14 protein-coding genes are annotated in these 18,579 nt (G+C 61.5%); 12 read left to right on the top strand and 2 right to left on the bottom strand.

Annotated elements, in window-relative coordinates; translation table 11 throughout:
• Positions 1-48 precede the first annotated feature (48 nt).
• Complete coding sequence (locus tag FQ182_RS08990; protein ID WP_149412604.1) at positions 49-1,482, top strand: PLP-dependent aminotransferase family protein; 1,434 nt, start codon at positions 49-51, stop codon at positions 1,480-1,482.
• 85 nt (positions 1,483-1,567) lie between these two features.
• Entirely contained in the window at positions 1,568-1,969 is a 402-nt protein-coding gene (locus FQ182_RS08985; protein WP_149412605.1) for a cupin domain-containing protein, read from the top strand.
• Here FQ182_RS08985 and FQ182_RS08980 read toward each other — a convergent pair.
• Positions 1,966-2,595 carry a DNA-3-methyladenine glycosylase I gene (locus FQ182_RS08980; RefSeq protein WP_149412606.1) on the bottom strand — a complete coding sequence of 210 codons (630 nt, stop codon included), beginning with the start codon at positions 2,593-2,595 and terminating at the stop codon, positions 1,966-1,968. The genes FQ182_RS08985 and FQ182_RS08980 overlap by 4 nt on opposite strands.
• 231 nt (positions 2,596-2,826) lie before the next feature.
• Here FQ182_RS08980 and FQ182_RS08975 point away from each other — a divergent pair, with 231 nt between their 5' ends.
• From FQ182_RS08975 to FQ182_RS08965, 3 genes are all read left to right on the top strand, one after another.
• Complete coding sequence (locus FQ182_RS08975) at positions 2,827-4,137, top strand: C4-dicarboxylate transporter DctA (protein ID WP_149412607.1); 1,311 nt, start codon at positions 2,827-2,829, stop codon at positions 4,135-4,137.
• A gap of 103 nt (positions 4,138-4,240) precedes the next feature.
• The gene (locus FQ182_RS08970; RefSeq protein WP_149412608.1) at positions 4,241-4,945 is read left to right on the top strand and encodes a FadR/GntR family transcriptional regulator; all 705 of its coding nucleotides are present in this window, start codon (positions 4,241-4,243) and stop codon (positions 4,943-4,945) included.
• A gap of 17 nt (positions 4,946-4,962) precedes the next feature.
• Complete coding sequence (locus tag FQ182_RS08965; protein WP_149412609.1) at positions 4,963-5,634, top strand: GntR family transcriptional regulator; 672 nt, start codon at positions 4,963-4,965, stop codon at positions 5,632-5,634.
• Between the two features lie 97 nt (positions 5,635-5,731).
• On the opposite strand, the gene FQ182_RS08960 is transcribed toward FQ182_RS08965, so the two are convergent.
• Positions 5,732-10,591, bottom strand: a complete 4,860-nt coding sequence (locus FQ182_RS08960; RefSeq protein WP_149412610.1) for an NAD-glutamate dehydrogenase — start codon at positions 10,589-10,591, stop codon at positions 5,732-5,734.
• 480 nt (positions 10,592-11,071) lie between these two features.
• Here FQ182_RS08960 and FQ182_RS08955 point away from each other — a divergent pair, with 480 nt between their 5' ends.
• The 7 genes from FQ182_RS08955 (at position 11,072) to FQ182_RS08925 (ending at position 18,484) form a co-directional block, all read left to right on the top strand.
• On the top strand, positions 11,072-11,422 hold the full coding sequence (locus FQ182_RS08955; RefSeq protein ID WP_149412611.1) for a hypothetical protein: 351 nt from the start codon (positions 11,072-11,074) through the stop codon (positions 11,420-11,422).
• A gap of 207 nt (positions 11,423-11,629) precedes the next feature.
• Positions 11,630-12,589, top strand: a complete 960-nt coding sequence (locus FQ182_RS08950) for a MoxR family ATPase (protein WP_003218556.1) — start codon at positions 11,630-11,632, stop codon at positions 12,587-12,589.
• A gap of 5 nt (positions 12,590-12,594) precedes the next feature.
• Complete coding sequence (locus FQ182_RS08945; protein WP_149412612.1) at positions 12,595-13,527, top strand: DUF58 domain-containing protein; 933 nt, start codon at positions 12,595-12,597, stop codon at positions 13,525-13,527.
• Entirely contained in the window at positions 13,524-14,018 is a 495-nt protein-coding gene (locus FQ182_RS08940; RefSeq protein WP_149412613.1) for a DUF4381 domain-containing protein, read from the top strand. The genes FQ182_RS08945 and FQ182_RS08940 overlap by 4 nt, the downstream gene beginning before the upstream one ends.
• Complete coding sequence (locus tag FQ182_RS08935) at positions 14,011-15,111, top strand: VWA domain-containing protein (protein ID WP_149412614.1); 1,101 nt, start codon at positions 14,011-14,013, stop codon at positions 15,109-15,111. Before FQ182_RS08940 ends, FQ182_RS08935 begins: the two co-directional genes overlap by 8 nt.
• Positions 15,108-16,847 carry a tetratricopeptide repeat protein gene (locus FQ182_RS08930; protein WP_149412615.1) on the top strand — a complete coding sequence of 580 codons (1,740 nt, stop codon included), beginning with the start codon at positions 15,108-15,110 and terminating at the stop codon, positions 16,845-16,847. The genes FQ182_RS08935 and FQ182_RS08930 overlap by 4 nt, the downstream gene beginning before the upstream one ends.
• The gene (locus FQ182_RS08925; protein WP_149412616.1) at positions 16,844-18,484 is read left to right on the top strand and encodes a BatD family protein; all 1,641 of its coding nucleotides are present in this window, start codon (positions 16,844-16,846) and stop codon (positions 18,482-18,484) included. The genes FQ182_RS08930 and FQ182_RS08925 overlap by 4 nt, the downstream gene beginning before the upstream one ends.
• The last annotated feature ends 95 nt before the right edge of the window (positions 18,485-18,579 follow it).

The following is an 18,579-nucleotide window of genomic DNA, read 5'->3' as shown; positions in this document are numbered from 1 at the left end:
CGGCGGCTTGCGGTAATCTTGCAGGTGTTGCCCGCCTCAGGATGAAACATGGAACTGCACGTTATTATCAAGGGCCGCAAGGACCTGGCCGAACAGCTTTACCAGCAACTGCGCACGGCCATTGAGTCGGGACAACTGGCGGCCGGCGCCCAACTGCCTCCCAGCCGTCTGCTGGCCGAGCAATTGGGCGTGTCGCGCAAGACCGTATCCGATACTTACGCCTTGCTCACCTACGAAGGCCTTCTGGTCGGCAAGGTCGGACGAGGCACCTTTGTCAATGCCTGGGCGACTCGTTCCGAGCACGTGCAAGGCGCGGCCGACCTGGCCTGCGCCGCCAACCTGGCCAAATGGCAGGCACTGCCTTCGCCCATGCACCACCCGACCCGGGACGGTACCTTGCGCTGCGAATTCATCGGCGGCGCCACCACCCGCAGCCAGTTTCCCCAGGATGAATGGCGACGCTGCACCCAGGACGCCCTGCGCCGTATCGCCCAGAACAGCGGTTTCTACAGCCAGCCCGAAGGTTTGCCCGCCTTGCGCAGCGCGATTGCCGGGCACATCGCCTTTTCCCGTGGGGTCAAATGCCGGGACGACGACATTGTGGTCACCAACGGCGCCCAACAGGCCCTGGACCTGATCGCCCGCGTGGTACTGGAACCGGGGACCATCGTCGCCATGGAAAACCCCGGCTATACCCCGGCGCGACTACTGTTCGATGCCATGGGCGCGACCGTGGTGGGCGTGCCGGTGGACGAGCACGGCATCCAGGTCGAGTTGATTCCTGACGGCACACGGCTTATCTACGTGACGCCCTCCCACCAGTTCCCCCTCGGCATGCCCATGAGCATGCCGCGTCGTGAAGCGCTGCTGGCGCGGGCCTTCAAGCTGGGTGCAATCGTCATCGAAGACGACTACGACAGCGAGTTCCGCTACGAAGGCCGCCCCACCGACTCCCTGCAAAGCATGGACACCCGAGGCGTTGTGACCTATGTCGGCACCTTCTCGAAAACCCTGCTGCCCGAGCTGCGCCTGGGCTATGCGGTGCTGCCGCCAGCGATCCACCGCGCGGTGCTCAAGGCCAAGCAACTGACCGACCAGCACACCTCGACCCTGCCGCAATGGGCCCTGGCCAAGTTCATCAGCGAAGGCTACCTGCTCAAACACATTCGCCGCTGCCATACGGTGTATGCCGGGCGCCGGGAGCGCATTCTCAACCGCCTGGCCGGCGACCTGTCACCGTGGTTTGAAGCCGTGCCCACGGTGGCCGGCTTCCACCTAGCGGCGCTGTGCAAAATGCCGGTGAACATTGCGCTGCTGATCGAATTGGCGCGAAAGGTGGAAGTGGGACTGTATCCATTGGATGTGTTTTTTCATGAAGCGCCGGTGCGCAGCGGTTTGATCCTGGGTTTCGGGGCCATTGAAACCCTGGACATCGACCCGTCCCTGGACAAGGTGCGCGATATTCTGCAGAAGATTGGCTAAGGGATTTTGTGCCGGATTGGCTATTGGTCAGGCGCGCCATGGGGCTTAGTGTGACTCGGGCCCAGAACAACCTGAAAGGATCGTCATGAAAGCACTCCTCGGCACCGCCCTACTGCTCGTATCCCTGGGCGCCTTCGCCCACGAACCGGTGTACAACAAAGAGACAATCAACGTCCTGCAAGAGCATGCCTTGACCAACGTCCCCGGCAAAAAAACCATCATGCTCACCGTGGACTACAAACCTGGCGAAGCCACCGTACCCCATAGCCACACCGGCACCGCCGTGGCCTACGTGCTGGAAGGCGAAATCACCTCACGGGTCAACGATGAGAAGGCTATTACCTACACCGTTGGCCAGTCGTTCTACGAACCGGCAGGCTCCCGACACTTTGAGTCCAGCAATGCCAGCCAGACCAAGCCAGCCAAATTACTGGTGGTGATGGTGATGGATGACAAGGCCGAGGTGCTCACGCCCCTGGCGCATTAAGGGCGCTCGAACTGTCGGCGACGCTCTTCGATCTGCTGCCGGCAGAGGCACCCTTCCAGATGATCATTGACCATGCCCATCGCCTGCATGAAGGCATACATCGTGGTCGGCCCCACAAAGGTCCAACCGCGTTTCTTCAAGGCCTTGGACAAACGCAGGGACGCAGCCGATGTCGGATTGGCTGTCCAGTACGCCAGGTCGACCGTCTCCGGACGCTCATCGGCGCCGGGTTCGAATGACCATAACCAGCTCGCCAGTGACCCGGTTTCATCCACCAATTCACAGGCACGCCGGGCATTGTTGATGGTCGAGACGATTTTGGCGCGGTTGCGCACGATGCCCGGATCAGCCATCAGTCGCTCGATATCCTCTTCGGTGTACCGCGCCACCCTTTGATAATCAAAACCCTCGAACGCCCGCCGAAAGTGCTCGCGCTTGCGCAGGATCGTGATCCACGCCATGCCCGCCTGGAACCCTTCCAGGCAGATCTTCTCGTACAACGCACGATCATCGGCAACCGGCACCCCCCACTCGTGGTCATGGTAATGCGGGTATTCAGGAGCCGCCGTGCGCCATGTACAGCGGGTCAGCCCCGTTTCGTCCGTTGTCAGTCCCGGGTTGTCCATAGGTCACCTTGCTTGCCAGACGGCGGATGATAAGCGAAAAGATTTCCAGCTCGCCAACCGCTCAAGAACCACCCTTGCGAACCAACTGGTCATACCGGAGCTCTCAATTTTCGATAATTTGCTTGCGATTTAAAAAACCCTCTGTGTAGACTGCGCCTAATCTGGACTTACCGGTAAGACCACAACAATTAAGCCCTGGACCCACCAGGGCACCGAATAGAGATCCTTCCCATGCTCAGATGGTGCTCGCGTTCGATTTTCCTGCAAGTCGTGATTGGCCTGATCCTTGGCATCGTCTGCGGCCTGGCCCTTCCCGAATTCTCCTCGCAACTCAAACCCCTGGGTGACGGCTTTATCAAGCTGATCAAAATGCTGATTGGCCTGATCGTGTTCTGCGTGGTGGTCAGCGGTATTTCCGGTGCCGGCGACTTGAAGAAAGTCGGGCGCATCGGCCTCAAATCGGTGATCTACTTTGAAGTGCTGACCACCATCGCCCTGGTGATCGGCCTGGTCCTGGCGTTCAGCACCGGGATCGGCAGCGGCGCCAATATCCATCTGGATCAGCTGTCTTCCGCCGGCCTCAATGAACTGGCCGACCGTGGCCAGCACATCAAGGGTACCAGCCAGTTCCTGATGGAGCTGATTCCCAACTCGGTGATTGGCGCCTTCGCCGACAACAACGTGCTGCAAGTGCTGTTGTTCTCCGTACTGTTCGGCAGCGCCTTGAACCTGGTGGGTGAAGCCGCTTCCGGCATCTCGCGGCTGATCAATGAACTGAGTCACGTGATATTCCGCATCATGGGTATGATCGTGCGCCTGGCGCCCATCGGCGTGTTCGGTGCCATCGCCTTTACCACCAGCACCTACGGCCTGGACTCCCTGCAACACCTGGGCAGCCTGGTGGGCCTGTTCTACCTGACCTGCACCGTGTTCGTCACGCTGATCCTCGGCCTGGTGATGCGCCTGTCAGGCCTGCGTATGCTGCCGTTTCTCAAGTACCTGCGTGAAGAGCTACTGATCGTCATGGGCACCGCCTCCTCCGATGCGGTGTTGCCACAGATCATGCGTAAACTGGAGCACTTGGGCATTGGCAGTTCCACGGTGGGCCTGGTGATTCCGACGGGTTACTCGTTCAACCTCGACGGTTTCTCGATCTACCTGACCCTAGCCATCGTGTTTATCGCCAACGCCACCGGCACGCCGCTGTCGATGACCGACCTGATGACGATTTTGCTGGTGTCTCTGATCACCTCCAAGGGCGCCCACGGGATTCCTGGTTCGGCGCTGGTGATTCTGGCGGCCACCCTCACCGCGATCCCGGCGATTCCGGTGGTGGGCCTGGTGCTGGTATTGGCGGTGGACTGGTTCATGGGGATTGGCCGAGCGTTGACTAACCTAATCGGAAACTGCGTCGCCACCGTGGCCATTGCGCGCTGGGAAAAAGACATCGATATCCAGCGTGCCAACAAGGTACTGGACGGGCAACAAGGGTATGCGTTCCAGGCGAAAAAGCCGGTACTGCCCGCCCACCAAGAGTTCTGACGGTCCCCAAAATACCTCCTGTGGCGAGCGGGCAAGCCCGCTCGCCACGATAAGCACCGTTCACCACAGAAGATTGACTGTACATAGTTAAAAGGAGCCATACGTGATCACCCCATCAACCGTCGTCAATTCAGTGGTAGAAAAACTGCGCGCCGCCCTGGCGCGGGGTCAGTGGCGGCGCGGAGAAATGCTGCCGGGCCAGCGCGAACTGGCCGAACAGCTGGGCATCAGCCGCCCAAGCCTGCGCGAAGCCGTCATCGTCCTAGAAACCCTCGGCCTGGTACGCTCCATGCCAGGCAAAGGTGTGGTGGTGCTGGAAGCCACCTTGAGCGAACCTCAGGCCCAGGACAACGCCGTGGCCGACGCCAGCCTCGAAGACATCCTGCAACTGCGCTACACCCTTGAGCCGTTTATCGTCGGTCTGGTGGCCCAAACCATCAGCAGCAAGGAAGTCGGGCAACTGCGCCTGACCCTGATGGACATGCGCGAAGCCCTGGACGCCAACGACAGCGAAGCCGGGATGAACGCCTACATCGCCTTCCACGAAGAACTGTTCGCCCTGACCTCCAACCCGATCTTCCAGAACGTGGTGCAGCAAACCAGTAACGCTCTCAAGCAAAGCGCTCAGGTACTGCGCAACTCCCCCGAGCACCTGGCGGAACGCTTGCAGGAAAACGACGCTGTGGTGCGCGCCATCCGTAACAAGAACAGCGCCCTGGCCAGCGCCGAAATGCGCCGGCATATCCTCCAGGAAGGCTTGCGCATGGGCATTCACTTGAATATCCCGGACGATCATCTGGGCAGTTGATATTTCGGAGACAGGCCATGACCGCTCACGCCGTACATACCCCTTTCCCGTTCACGCCCTTGCGCCTGATGGCCAAGCCTAAACTGTCGGTGGACGACATATACCCCGCCTTGTTCGATGCCATTCTCGAACAGCGTATCGTCCCGGCCAGTCGTTTCACCGAAGAAAGCCTGGCGCAGGATTTTGGCGTCAGCCGCAGCGTCATTCGCCGGGTGCTGGCACGGCTCTCCCAGCAGCAAGTAATCATCCTGCGGCCCAACCATCGGGCCCAGGTGGCGGCGCCGAATGCCCAGGACACACGACAGATTCTCGAAGCGCGGCGGTTGACGGAAGCGACTGTGGTGCAGTTAGTCTGCGCTCGGGCCAAATCTGCCGAGGTACGACAGTTGCGGGAGCTGATTGCCAGGGCGCGCGAATGCCTCGATCGCAACCAGCGTGGGTCGGCGATTCGTCTCTCAGGGGAGTTTCATCTGCAACTGGCGGCCATTGCCGGGAATGCTCCGTTGGCGCAGTTTCTTAACAGCCTGGTGCCGTTGACTTCGTTGATTATTACGCAATATAAGGGCAGCTATTGTGCATGGCAGGAGCATGCAGGGATTGTGGCGGCGGTGGAGCGTGGCGATGAGGGCAATGCAGTCAGCCTTATGATCCAACACCTGGATCACCTCAAAGCCAAGTTACTACACTAGATCCGTCACTACACTTGGCATTTCACACTAGGCCCTCAATGCAAAAAGCCCCGTATCGCAAGATACGGGGCTTTCTGTTTACCGCTCGATCAGCCTGTTACAGCACCGACTGACCGCTCAACGCCAGGTCCAACAACTCACGGTTGGCCACCGCGTACATGGCGTAGTCCGTGCCAACCGCAGCACGAATCTCCACCATCATCGCGCGCCAGCGCTCGACCATGCTCGCGTTCTGCTCAAGCCACAGGGCCACGCGGGCTTCCATGTCTTCTGGCGCATCGGCCATTTGCAGAACCTTGATGGTGATCGCCCGTTGCTGCCAGTCCACGTCGTCGCGGAAGGCTTCGCGGGCCTGCGCCTGCCAGTTGTTACCCACCGGCAGATCGCTGATCTGCTGCAGGTACCATGGCAAGTCCAGGGCACTGCCGACGGCGAAGTAGGCCTTGGCCACATCTGCAGCGCTCTGGCCGGTGACGTCAGCGGCTTCGATGATCGGCAGCAAGGTGTACAGGTGCGTGGTGCCTGCAACCATGCGCGCCAACAACTCCGGCACACCGGCTTCGACGTACTTCTGATAGCGGTTCTGCCAGCCTTCGCGGGTCGGGCCTTCCAGCAGTTCGTCGAGCTTGAGGCCCAACGCCGCCAGGTGCGGACCGAAGTGCGCGACGTCACGAGCCGCATCCTGCTCGTTGCGACGGCTGCGCAGGAACCAGCGTGTGGCACGACGGCCCAGGCGCATCAGCTCGTCCATCAGCGCCAGTTGCACTTCAGCGGAAACCTGGTGATCCAGGGCTTCAATCTGACGGAACCAGTGCGGGAGATGGAAGATGTCACGCACGATCACATAAGCGCCCGCCACGTTCGCCGGGCTCATGCCGGTGGACTCTTTGAGCCTTTGAACGAAGGTGATGCCCATGTGGTTGACCAGGTCGTTGGCGATCTGGGTGCTGACGATCTCGCGCTTGAGACGATGGCGACGCATGGCTTCGGAGAATTTGGCCACCAGGGTCGGCGGGAACGCGGTCTCCATGTCACGGGTCAGGTAGTCATCATCCGGCACCTGGGATTTGAGCAGTGCCTCCTTGAGGTCGATCTTGCTGTAGGAGATCAACACCGACAGCTCCGGACGGGTCAGGCCCTTACCGACGGCAGCGCGCTCGATGAGCTGGTCTTCCGAAGGCAGGTACTCAATGGCGCGGTCCAGCTTGCCCCGGCCTTCTAGGTCGCTCATCAGGCGCTTGTACTCGGCAATACGGTCGAAGGCTCGACGCGCCGCCAGGGATAGGGCCTGGGTCTGCTTGTAGTTGTTGCCCAACACCAGGCTGCCGACTTCGTCGGTCATGCTCGCCAGCAACTGGTTACGTTGCTTGTCGGTCATGTCGCCAGCCTGCACCACTTCGTTGAGCAGGATCTTGATGTTTACTTCGTGGTCGGAGCAATCCACGCCACCGGCGTTGTCGATGAAGTCGGTGTTGGAACCGCCGCCATTGAGGCCGAATTCCACACGACCCAGTTGGGTCATGCCCAGGTTACCGCCCTCGCCCACTACCTTGCAGCGCAACTCGTTGCCGTTGACGCGCAGGGCATCGTTGGCCTTGTCGCCGACGTCAGCGTGGCTTTCGGTGCTGGCCTTGACGTAAGTACCGATGCCGCCGTTCCACAACAGGTCCACCGGCGCCTTGAGCAAGGCGTTCAGCAGTTCGGTCGGGGTCAGCTTGTCGGCCTTGATGTCGAAGCGTTCTTTCATCTGCGCCGAGATAGCGATGCTTTTCGCGCTGCGCGAGAAGATACCGCCGCCTTCGGACATGATGCTGGTGTCGTAGTCGGTCCAGGCCGAGCGCGGCAGGTCGAACAGGCGCTGACGCTCAACGAAACTGTTAGCCGGGGTCGGGTTTGGATCGATAAATATGTGCAGGTGGTTGAAGGCCGCGACCAGTTGCAGCTTGTCAGACATCAACAGGCCGTTACCGAACACGTCGCCGGCCATATCGCCGACGCCGACCACGGTGATGCTGTCTTCCTGAACGTTGATGTCACGCTCGCGGAAGTGACGCTGCACACCGACCCACGCGCCCTTGGCGGTGATGCCCATTTTCTTGTGGTCGTAACCGGCCGAACCACCGGAAGCGAACGCATCGCCGAGCCAGAAGCCGTAGTCGATGGCAATGCCGTTGGCGATGTCGGAGAAGGTCGCGGTGCCTTTGTCGGCGGCCACTACCAGGTACGGGTCATCGTCGTCGTGGCGGACCACGTTCAACGGTGGCACCAGGGCGCCGTCTTTCAGGTTGTCGGTAATGTCCAACAGGCCGGAAATGAAGATGCGGTAGCAGGCAATGCCCTCAGCCGCGATCTCGTCCCGACCGCCGCCCAATGGCAGGCGACGGGGCAGGAAGCCGCCCTTGGCGCCCACCGGCACGATCACCGAGTTTTTCACTTGCTGGGCTTTTACCAGGCCCAGCACTTCGGTACGGAAGTCTTCTTCACGGTCCGACCAGCGCAGGCCACCGCGCGCAACGTTGCCAAAGCGCAGGTGCACGCCTTCGACACGAGGCGAGTAAACGAAGATTTCAAACTTCGGCACGGGCTTGGGCAGTTCAGGAATCGCATGCGGGTTGAACTTGAAACTGAAGTACGACTTGTTCTGACCGTTGGCGTCAGTCTGGTAGAAGTTGGTACGCAAAGTGGCCTTGATCAGGTCCAAGTAGCGACGCAGGATGCGGTCTTCGTTGAGCACCTGAACATCGTCCAGGGCCGCCAGAATCGCTTGTTCCAGACGTTGCTGCTTGTCTTCCAGGTCGTCGCTGGTGAGTTTGCGCGCCAGGTAGAAGCGGGTTTTGAACAACCGGGTCAGCTCGCGAGCGATATCGGTGTGGTTGTTCAGGGTGCTGGCGATGTAACCCAGGTCAAAGCCCAGGCGAATCTGCTTCAGGTAACGGGCATAGGCACGCAGCAGCGCGACATCGCGCCATGGCAGGCCGGCGGTCAGCACCAGGCGGTTGAACGCATCGTTCTCGGCATCGCCGTTGACGATGTGCACAAACGCGTCCTGCAGGGTGTCGTTCAGTTGCTGGATGTCGAGGTTCAGGCCTTCGGCGGCGGTGAACGCGAAATCATGAATCCAGAACTCGCGACCGTTGGCGTGGCGCAGGCGGTACGGGAATTCACCCAGCACGCGCAGGCCGAGGTTTTCCAGGATCGGCAGCACGTCGGACAACGCCAGCGGCGTGTCAGCGTGATAGAGCTTGCAGTGCAGCTCTTGCTGGCCCGTCACGTGGCCCAGCGGCTGATAGAAGCTCATCACCAGCGGCTTGGCTTCGGTCAGGTTAAGCAAATGCTGCATATCGACCACGGCCGAGTGCGCGGCAAAGCGTTCACGGTAGCCCGCGGGGAAGCCTTTGGGGAAGTCTGTCAGCACGTTTGTGCCGTGGGCTTCGCCAAAGCTTTCAACCACCAGGCTGGCGTAGTCGTCCTGCCAGCTGCGGCAGGCCTGCACCACTTCTTTTTCCAGCAGCAGCGGGTCGATGTCCAGGCGGTTTTTTGGATCAACCCGCAGAATCAGTTGTACACGGGCCAGAACGGACTCGGAGAAGAAGGTCCAGAACTCGCAGTCCGAGGCTTTCAGGCGATCCATCAGCACTTGCTGGATCTTCTGGCGCACTTCGGTGGAATAAATGTCACGCGGCACGTAGGCCAGGCAGTAGCAGAAGCGACCGTAGGGATCTTTGCGCAGGAACACGCGAATCTTGTTACGCTCCTGGATCTGCACAATCGACATCACAGTGCTGAACAGTTCGTCTACCGGGGTCTGGAACAGGTCATCGCGGGGCAGGACTTCGACCACTTGGGTCAGTTCCTTGCCCAAATGCGCCTTGGCCTGGAAGCCGGAACGACGTTCGATTTCCGCGACCTTGCGACGGATATACGGGATCACCCGCACGCTTTCGCCGTACACCGAAGAGGTGTAGAGGCCCATGAAGCGGCATTCCTTGATGACCTTGCCGTCGGCGTTGATCTGGCGGATCGACACGTAGTCCGGGTAGGCCGGGCGGTGCACGCGGCTTGGGTGTGCTGCCTTGGCGAACGACAGGACGGCCGGTTCACGCAGGTAATTGACAGCGTAGTCTTCGATGCGCAGGTCGTCGGCGGTGAGGCCGGAGCGCAGCAATTTGGTCAGACCGAGGAAGGAGTCGGCGTCATATTCGATATGACCGCCATCTGCCTCGTCACGTACCACAAACTCTTCATAGCCCAGGAAGGTGAAGTGGTTGCCCACCAGCCATTCGAGGAAGCTCTTGATCTCGGCTTTTTCTTCGCCTTCGATGGCGAAGGCGCTGGAGTCGATACCGGCCAGCAGTTCCTGGACCTTGTCCTTCATCGGTTCAAAATCGGCGACGGCGACGCGTACTTCGCCCAGCACCTGCTCAAGTTCCTTGCTCAGGATACTCAGCTCGGCAGCGTTGGCGCAGCGGTCGATTTCCAGGTACATCAACGATTCTTGCAGGACATCGTCGCCCTGTGTGCCCTTGGGCAGGACTTCCAACAACTCGCCCTTCTTGCCACGACGCACGCTGAGCACGGTGGTTTGCAGGGTGTGGATGCTGTAGCCACGGCGGTTCAGTTCGGTGCGCACCGAGTCCACCAGAAATGGCAGGTCGTGGTGCAGCACTTCGACCGCGGTGTGAGTCGATTGCCAGCCGTGACGTTCGTAATCGGGGTTGTAGACGCGCACTTGCGGTTGGGTGTGATCAAAGCGCTCAAGCAGGCGCCAGGCAGACAGGGTGCAACCGGCCAGGTCGGACATGCGACGCTGGGTCAGCTCATCCAGGGAAATAATGCCGAAAAATTGTTCAGCGAACAGCGCCACTTGTGGCAGTGCCTGTTCACTGATGTGCTGGGCCAGTGCCGCTTGCAGTTGGTGCTGGAAGTCGGCTTTGCTGGCTGCGGTGAAGAACGCCATCTGTGGTACTCCGCTTGGGCTTGTTATTAATGGAAGCGTCGCGTGTTATCCCCTTGCGGGGAGACCGTCAGCTCTGATCGGGGTCTACCATAACGAATTCAGAGTGACAGGTGGGTGAAGCTGGACAAGACAGTGAGGTCACATTCAACTGTCTATCCACGAACATAAAATGAGCCGCTTTCCAGACGACGGTACGACGGGCAGGTCGGAGTCCTGGCAGGCGCTCATCCGTTGCGCAGCTTAACGAGTGTAGGAAGACCGCTGCTTGCGATGCTGCGACATATTCGGTCATCGGCACGCAGCTGGCGGGTTGCGACTTCGGCAACCTGGCATTTTCAGACAAATCCTGACCCTCCGAGTACCGGAAATGACTGATACAGCCCGCCAGGTCATGCCACAACTACTGACACAGGATGCAGCACAAAATTCGCCGCAATGGCACAATTGCCCTGCTGCACCCTCCCCCAGACAGGATTTGACATGCAACTGACCACCGCCCACCTGATCGTCAACCCGTGCGATGACGAAGAAGACAACATGGCCATGCTCTGCTGCCACGGCGACAAGGGCGAGATGTTCATGCTGACCCGTTATCCGGATGAGGACGAGGTGGAGGTCACCTGGGATTACGAGCCGTCGACCCTGGATGGGCTGAAAATCACCCTGAGCGCCACGCGATTGCTGGTGGAGATTGCGGCGGCCGATGCGGATGCATTGGGCGGCAGTGATCATCTGGAGATCACCCACGGCACCGATGCCTCGGACTTGGCTGAAGTGGAAGAAACCTTGCAGAACATTCTCAAGGGTACCGGGACCTATATCCGAATCTAGCCGCCAAAACCGCTCAATGTGGCGAGGGAGCTTGCTCGCTCGCCACAAAGGTCTGTGCCAGCCTGCAAAAACCTCGGATATTTCCCACAACTCCCAAAAATACCCCCGCGCAGTTAGTCGCCGCACCCTCTGATGCATTAAAGTAAGGCCCCCAAGCCCCGGTGTTTTTCCAAGCACCCAGGCTCACCTTTCCAGGAACCGTCAACGATGGAACATCGTGAAGCGCTGCTCGCGCTGCGAACCTTTCTTTCTACGCAGATTCTCGGCCAGGAAAAACTCATCGAGCGCCTGCTCATTGCCCTGCTCGCCGACGGCCATATGCTGGTTGAGGGCGCACCGGGCCTGGCCAAGACCAAGGCAATCAAAGAGCTTGCCGAAGGGATCGAAGCGCAGTTCCATCGCATCCAGTTCACCCCCGACCTGCTGCCCGCCGACATCACCGGCACCGAGATCTATCGTCCGGAAACCGGCAGTTTCGTGTTCCAGCAAGGGCCGATCTTCCACAACCTGGTGCTGGCGGACGAAATCAACCGTGCCCCGGCCAAGGTTCAATCGGCGTTGCTCGAAGCCATGGCTGAGCGTCAGGTCAGTGTCGGGCGCAGTACTTATGAGCTGTCGCCGCTGTTTCTGGTAATGGCCACGCAAAACCCCATCGAGCAGGAAGGCACCTATCCCCTGCCCGAAGCCCAACTCGATCGCTTCCTGATGCACGTCAAGATCGGCTTCCCCGATGCCGCCGTCGAACGGCGCATCCTGCAGCAGGCCCGCGGCGAAGCCCTCAACGGTGAAACCAAGCCCGAGCGCCGGGTCAGCCAGCAAGCAATCTTCGCTGCGCGCAAGGAAATCCTTGGCCTGTACATGGCCGACGCCGTGGAGGAGTACCTGGTGCAACTGGTGATGGCCACCCGAACCCCGGCCAAGTTCGACCCGGAAATGGCCGAATGGATTGCCTATGGCGCCAGCCCCCGGGGCTCGATTGCCCTCGACCGTTGCGCTCGGGCCCACGCCTGGCTGGCCGGTCGCGACTTTGTCAGCCCCGAAGATATCCAGGCGGTGCTCTTCGACGTGCTGCGCCACCGGATCATTCTGTCGTTCGAGGCCGAAGCGGCCGGCATTGACCAGGACCGTGTGGTGCAACGCATTCTCGACGTCGTTGCCGTCGCTTGACCCCCATGAGCACTGGCGATGGTACCCGCGTCACCCTGAGCGAATTGATCGAGATGCGTCATCGCGTGCGGGAAGTGCAACTGTTTTCCACGCCGAGCCAGCGCAGCCCGTTGATCGGCTTACACCACTCGAAACTGCGGGGTCGCGGTGTCGACTTCGATCAGGTGCGGGTCTACCAGGCCGGGGACGATGTGCGCACCATTGACTGGCGCGTCACCGCCCGCACCCAGGAACCCCACACCAAGCTGTTCCACGAAGAGCGGGAGCGGCCGATCTTTATCATGGTGGAGCAAAGCTGCCGGTTGTTCTTCGGCTCGGGGCTGATGTTCAAGTCGGTGCTGGCGGCCCAGGCGGCGAGCCTGATCGGTTGGGCGGCACTGGGGCATAACGACCGTGTTGGCGGGCTGGTGTTCGGCGACAACGAGCATTACGAAATCAAGCCGCGGCGCAGCAAGCAAAGCCTGCTGCAACTGCTCAACCGTCTGGTGCGGGTCAACCAGAGCCTGAACACCGAAAGCCTGCCGGACCACGATGCCCTCGGCATGGCCTTGCGCCGTGGCAGGGAAGTTTTGCGCCCCGGTAGCCTGGTAATCGTAATCTGCGACGAACGCGCCCTCACCGAAGGCGCCGAGCAACAGCTTAGCCTGCTGTCACGGCACTGCGACCTGCTGCTGTTGCCGGTCTCTGACCCGCTGGACCATGCCCTGCCCGCCGCTGGGCTGCTGCGGTTTGCCGAACGCGGCGCACAGTTGGAAATCGACACCCTGAATTTCGACCTGCGCCAGGCCTACAAGGCCCAGGCCGAAGCACGTAGCGCGCGCTGGGAGTTGCTCGCGCAAAAGCTGCGGATATTGCTCATGCCTTTGAGCACCCAGAGCGAAATGATCGAGCAGTTGCGCGAATACCTTAACCCGCAACGTCCGGGCAAAAAGCAATGAACGGCCTTGAACAGCTGCAACCGCTGATCGCCCCGCCGCCCATCGGCTTCTGGCCGCCAGCGCCAGGCTGGTGGCTGTTGCTGCTGCTCATCCTGCTCGCCGCCTGGGGCCTGTGGACGCTGCGCCGCTTCCTGCCGACCAAGCGCCCGCTGGCCCGTGCCGAACAGCCCCTCGACCCGCTGCGCATCGCCGCCCTGGCGGAACTGGCGCTGATGCCCAAACCCTACGACGGCGCCCCGGCCGGTGCCTGGCTGCAGCAACTCAACGGCCTGCTCAAGCGCCTGTGTCGCAACGACTACCCCTATAGCCAGAGCCACACCCTCAACGGTCGCAAATGGCTGGCGTTCCTCGACAACCGTTGCCCGGCCGCCGGGCTTACACGCTGGATGGTACTGGTGGAAGGCGCCTACAAGCCAGAATGCAAACTCGACGACAAGGCCATCGCCGGCCTGACCCAGGCCGTCGACACCTGGATTCGCAAACATGTTTGAGTTCGCCTGGCCGTGGATCTTCACCCTGCTGCCATTGCCCTGGTTGCTGCGAATCATCCTGCCAACGGCCGACAGCGGCGAGCCCGCCCTGAAAGTCAGTTTCCTCGGCGACCTGGAAGGCCTAGCGCGCCGCCGTGCCCGAGTGAATCTGCCAGGCTGGCGCCAGCAAGCGCCGTTCGTGGTCCTGTGGCTGCTGCTGTTGACCGCCGCCGCACGCCCGGAATGGCTCGGCGAACCCTTGCCGATAGCCGCCAGCGGTCGCGACTTGCTCGTGGCGGTGGACGTGTCCGGTTCAATGGACTTCCCCGATATGCAGTGGCAGGACGAAGATGTCAGCCGCCTGAGCCTGGTCAAGCACCTGCTTGGCGACTTCCTTGAAGGCCGCGAAGGCGACCGCGTCGGCCTGATCCTGTTCGGCAGCCAGGCCTACCTGCAAGCGCCGCTGACCTTTGACCGACGTACCGTGCGCACCTGGCTGGATGAGGCCCGCATTGGTATAGCCGGGAAAAACACCGCCATCGGTGATGCTATTGGCCTGGCCCTCAAACGCCTGCGCCAGCGGCCGGCACAAAGCCGGGTGCTGATCCTGGTAACCGACGGCGCCAACAACGGTGGCCAAATCGACCCGCTGACTGCTGCCCGCCTGGCCGCCGAAGAAGGCGTGAAGATCTACCCCATCGGCATTGGCGCCGACCCCGAACAAACCGGCACCCTGGGCATGCTCGGCCTCAACCCGAGCCTGGACCTCGACGAGCCGGCCCTCAAGGCCATTGCCGAGGTCACTGGTGGCCGCTACTTCCGGGCCCGCGACAGTGAGGAACTGCAAGCAATCAAGGAAACCCTCGACCAGCTTGAGCCAGTGACTCAGCAACCCACCCAGGCCCGCCCGGCCCAGGCGCTCTACAGCGGCCCACTGGCCCTGGCGCTGATCCTCAGCATGCTGCTGGTCATCCACGAACGCTGGCCGGACAACGCCCTGCAACGGCTTTTCAACCGACTTGTACAAAAAATATTCAGCAAGCGCCACTTTCTGCAACAGCACCCTGAATGGCGTCAGCGCCTCAAACGCTTGCGTTTGCGGAGGCGTCGATGATCACTTTGTGGCCGCACTGGTTCCATCCCTGGTGGCTGTTGCTGCTGCCGGTGCTCGGCTGGTTACTGTGGCAGTTATGGCATCGACAAAAGCGCGCCGGGCGCTGGCAGATGATTCTGCCGCCGGCCTTTCACGCCGCGTTGCTCAGTGGCGGTAATGGCCGGGAAAGTAAATCACCATGGCTGTTGCTGGGCCTGGCCTGGCTGCTGGCGGTGCTGGCCTTGCTCGGCCCCAGCTGGCAGCGTGTGGAGCTGACCAGCCAAAAACCCGCGGACCCGCTGGTGGTACTGCTGGAGCTGACCCCGGAAATGCTCGCCACCGACAGCCCACCCAATCGCCTGGAACAGGCGCGGCGCAAGTTGTTCGACCTGCTTCAGGCCCGCAGCGACGCGCAGACCGCCATCGTCGTCTATGCCGGCAGCGCCCACACCCTGGTGCCGCTGTCGGATGACCTGGCCACCAGCCACAACCTGCTGGAAGCCCTGCGTCCCTCGATCATGCCCGAGGCCGGCCACCGCGCCGACCTGGCCGTGGAAAAAGCCTTGAGCCTGCTTAAGCACGGCGGACTGGGCCAGGGGCGCTTGCTGCTGATTGGCTCGTCGCTGTCCAAACAAGAACGCCAGGGCATTCGCCTGCTACTGCAAGGCAGTCAAGCACCGAGCCTGTCGGTCCTCGGCATCGGCAGCCGTGAAGGCACCCCGGTGACTCAAGAGAGCGGCGAGTTCCTCAAGGACGATCAGGGCGCAATCCTGATACCACGCCTCGACAGTCCGACCCTCAAGGCCTTCGCCAGCGAAATGGGCGGTCGCTACCGGCAAGCGCGCCTGGACGACAAGGACCTGCGCAACCTCGGCCTGCTCGACGGCCCGCAAGCCTTGCGCAACGACGGCCAGCTACTGCAACTGGACACCTGGGCCGACCAGGGTTACTGGCTACTCCTTCCGCTATTGCTGCTCGCCGCCTGCGCTGGCCGTCGTGGCTGGCTGTTCTTCCTGCCCTTGCTGTTGCTGGGCGCACCGCAGCCAAGCTACGCCTTCGACTTCCAGGACCTGTGGCTGCGCCCGGACCAACAGGGCCAGTACCTGCTCAAGAAAAAACGCCCCAGCGAGGCCGCCGAACACTTCGAAAACCCGCAATGGCAAGGCGTGGCGCTGTACGAAGCCGGTGACTATGCCGGCGCCGCCAAGCGTTTTGCCGAAGGCAGCGACGCCTATTCCCATTACAATCGCGGCAATGCCCTGGCCAGGAGCGGTGAGCTGGAAGCGGCCCTGGACGCCTATGAACAGGCTCTGGAAGCCCGACCGGACTTACAACCGGCGCTGAAGAACAAGGCCCTGATCGAAAAACTGCTACAGGAAGAACCAGAGCCCGAACCCGACAAGCCCTCCAAGAACGAGGATGACGAAACCACCCAACCCGGCCAGACTGCGCAACCGGGCACCAGTGGCCAGAGCGCATCCGGCGGCGAACAATCCACACCCGGCAGCGGCCAGGCCGGCAGCAGCGAAACGCCGCCCGGCGATACGCCGCCTGCCGGCGGCAACGAAGTACCGGGCAGCGAACTGGGTGACGAACAAACCACCACCCCACCCTTGCACCCTACCGGCAACCCGCTTGACGGCGAGCACCGCCAGGCCCTGGAACAATGGCTGCGGCAGATCCCGGACAACCCCGGCGAGCTGCTGCGACGTAAATTCTGGTACGAACAGCAACAACATCAGGACAAGACTCGATGAGCCGCTGCACCGCCCTTCTCCTCTCACTCGCGCTGTGGGCCTGCCAGGCCCAGGCTTCGGACCTAGTCGCCAGTGTCGACCGCAGCCGCCTGAACTCCGGGGAGACGGTGGAGCTGACCGTGGAATCCAACGACGTCACCCTGTTCGGCAAGCCGGACCTGTCGCCCCTGGAGCTGCTGTTCGAAGTACGCGGCACCCGCCAGGTCAACCAGCTCACCACCTTGGGCACCGACAATCATGCGACCACCCGTTGGATCATCACCCTGTTACCCAAGGTCAACGGCACCGTAGTGATTCCATCGTTGCAGCTCGGTGAGGTCAAGACCCAGCCGATCACCCTGCAAGTCATCGAAACTGCCAGCCAGAACACCAAGACCCAACTGGCGCCGATCTTCATTGACGCCAGCCTCGACCAGAGCTCGGTGTACGTCCAGGCCCAGGCCCTGCTGACCTTGCGCATCTACCATTCGGTGTCGCTGTACGACGACAGCAACCTGACCCCGTTGCAGATTCCCGATGCCCGTACCGAGCAACTCGGAGAGTCGCGCACCTACGAAAAAGTCATCAATGGCATTCGCCATGGGGTGATCGAGATGCGCTATGCCATCTACCCGCAGCACAGTGGCGAGTTGCTGATTCCGGCGCAGATATTCAGTGCAACTCTGGTGGAGCCGCGCCCCACCCAGGACGCCAGGCCCCAGGGGCCGAAACCCGGCAAGCTGATGCATGTCAGCTCATCCGAAATCCCCCTGAAGGTCAAGGCCAAGCCCGCCCTGTACCCGGCCGATGCACCGTGGTTGCCGGCCAGCAGTTTGAGCCTGAGCGAAAGCTGGAACCCGGAACCGGACCACGCCCAGGTCGCTGATTCCCTGACCCGCAGCCTGACCCTCAAGGCCGAAGGCCTGTCCAGCTCGCAACTGCCACCGCTGCCGGTCACCGAGATCAACGGTTTGCGCCGCTACCCGGACCAGCCAGTGCTGAGCAACCAGAACAGCGAGCGTGGCGTGATCGGCAGCCGTGAAGACCGTGAAGCCCTGGTGCCCAACCGGGTCGGCTCCCTGGAGCTGCCGGCAGTGGAAGTGGTGTGGTGGAACACCCACGAAGACCACCTGGAACGCACCAGCCTGCCGGCTCGCACCGTACAGGTGGCGAACAACCCGAGCCTGGTGGTGGACACCCCGGCCACCCCGACGGTGATCACCGCACCGGACAATGAGTCACTGTGGATCTGGCAACTGAGCAGCCTGATCCTGGCCTGCACCACCCTGCTGGGCTTCGGCCTGTGGTGGCGTGCCCGCTGGCAGCCGGCGATCCTGCGCGCCGCACAAACTGGACCGAGCCCGCGCACCCTGCTGGACGATCTCAAGCGTACCAGCCAGGCCAACGATCCTCAGGCTACTCGTCAGGCTTTGGATGCCTGGGCCCGGCAACAGCCGGAAACCCTGGCGGACATGGCGGCGCGGTTTGTACCGTTGTCTGATGCTTTGGATGGCTTGAACGGCGCCCTCTACAGCGAGACTGGCCAGTATTGGCAGGGTGAGGAATTGTGGCGGGCGGTGAAGGCAATTCCGATGGCCGAGCGGGCGCAGGACCCGGTGACGGACAACACCAGCTTGCCGCCGTTGTATCCCAAGTAGTGCCTGGCTTTAGAACCAGATGCCGCCTGGGACGCTCCGCGCAAGGCTTGAGTACTGCGCATGGGTGCAAGCGTGCAGGCATTTACGGGTAAACT

It is taken from the genome of Pseudomonas sp. ANT_H4, assembly GCF_008369295.1.
Classification (GTDB): domain Bacteria; phylum Pseudomonadota; class Gammaproteobacteria; order Pseudomonadales; family Pseudomonadaceae; genus Aquipseudomonas.
The sequence above is the reverse complement of the archived record's forward strand: the minus strand, read 5'-3'. Positions and strand labels throughout refer to the sequence as shown.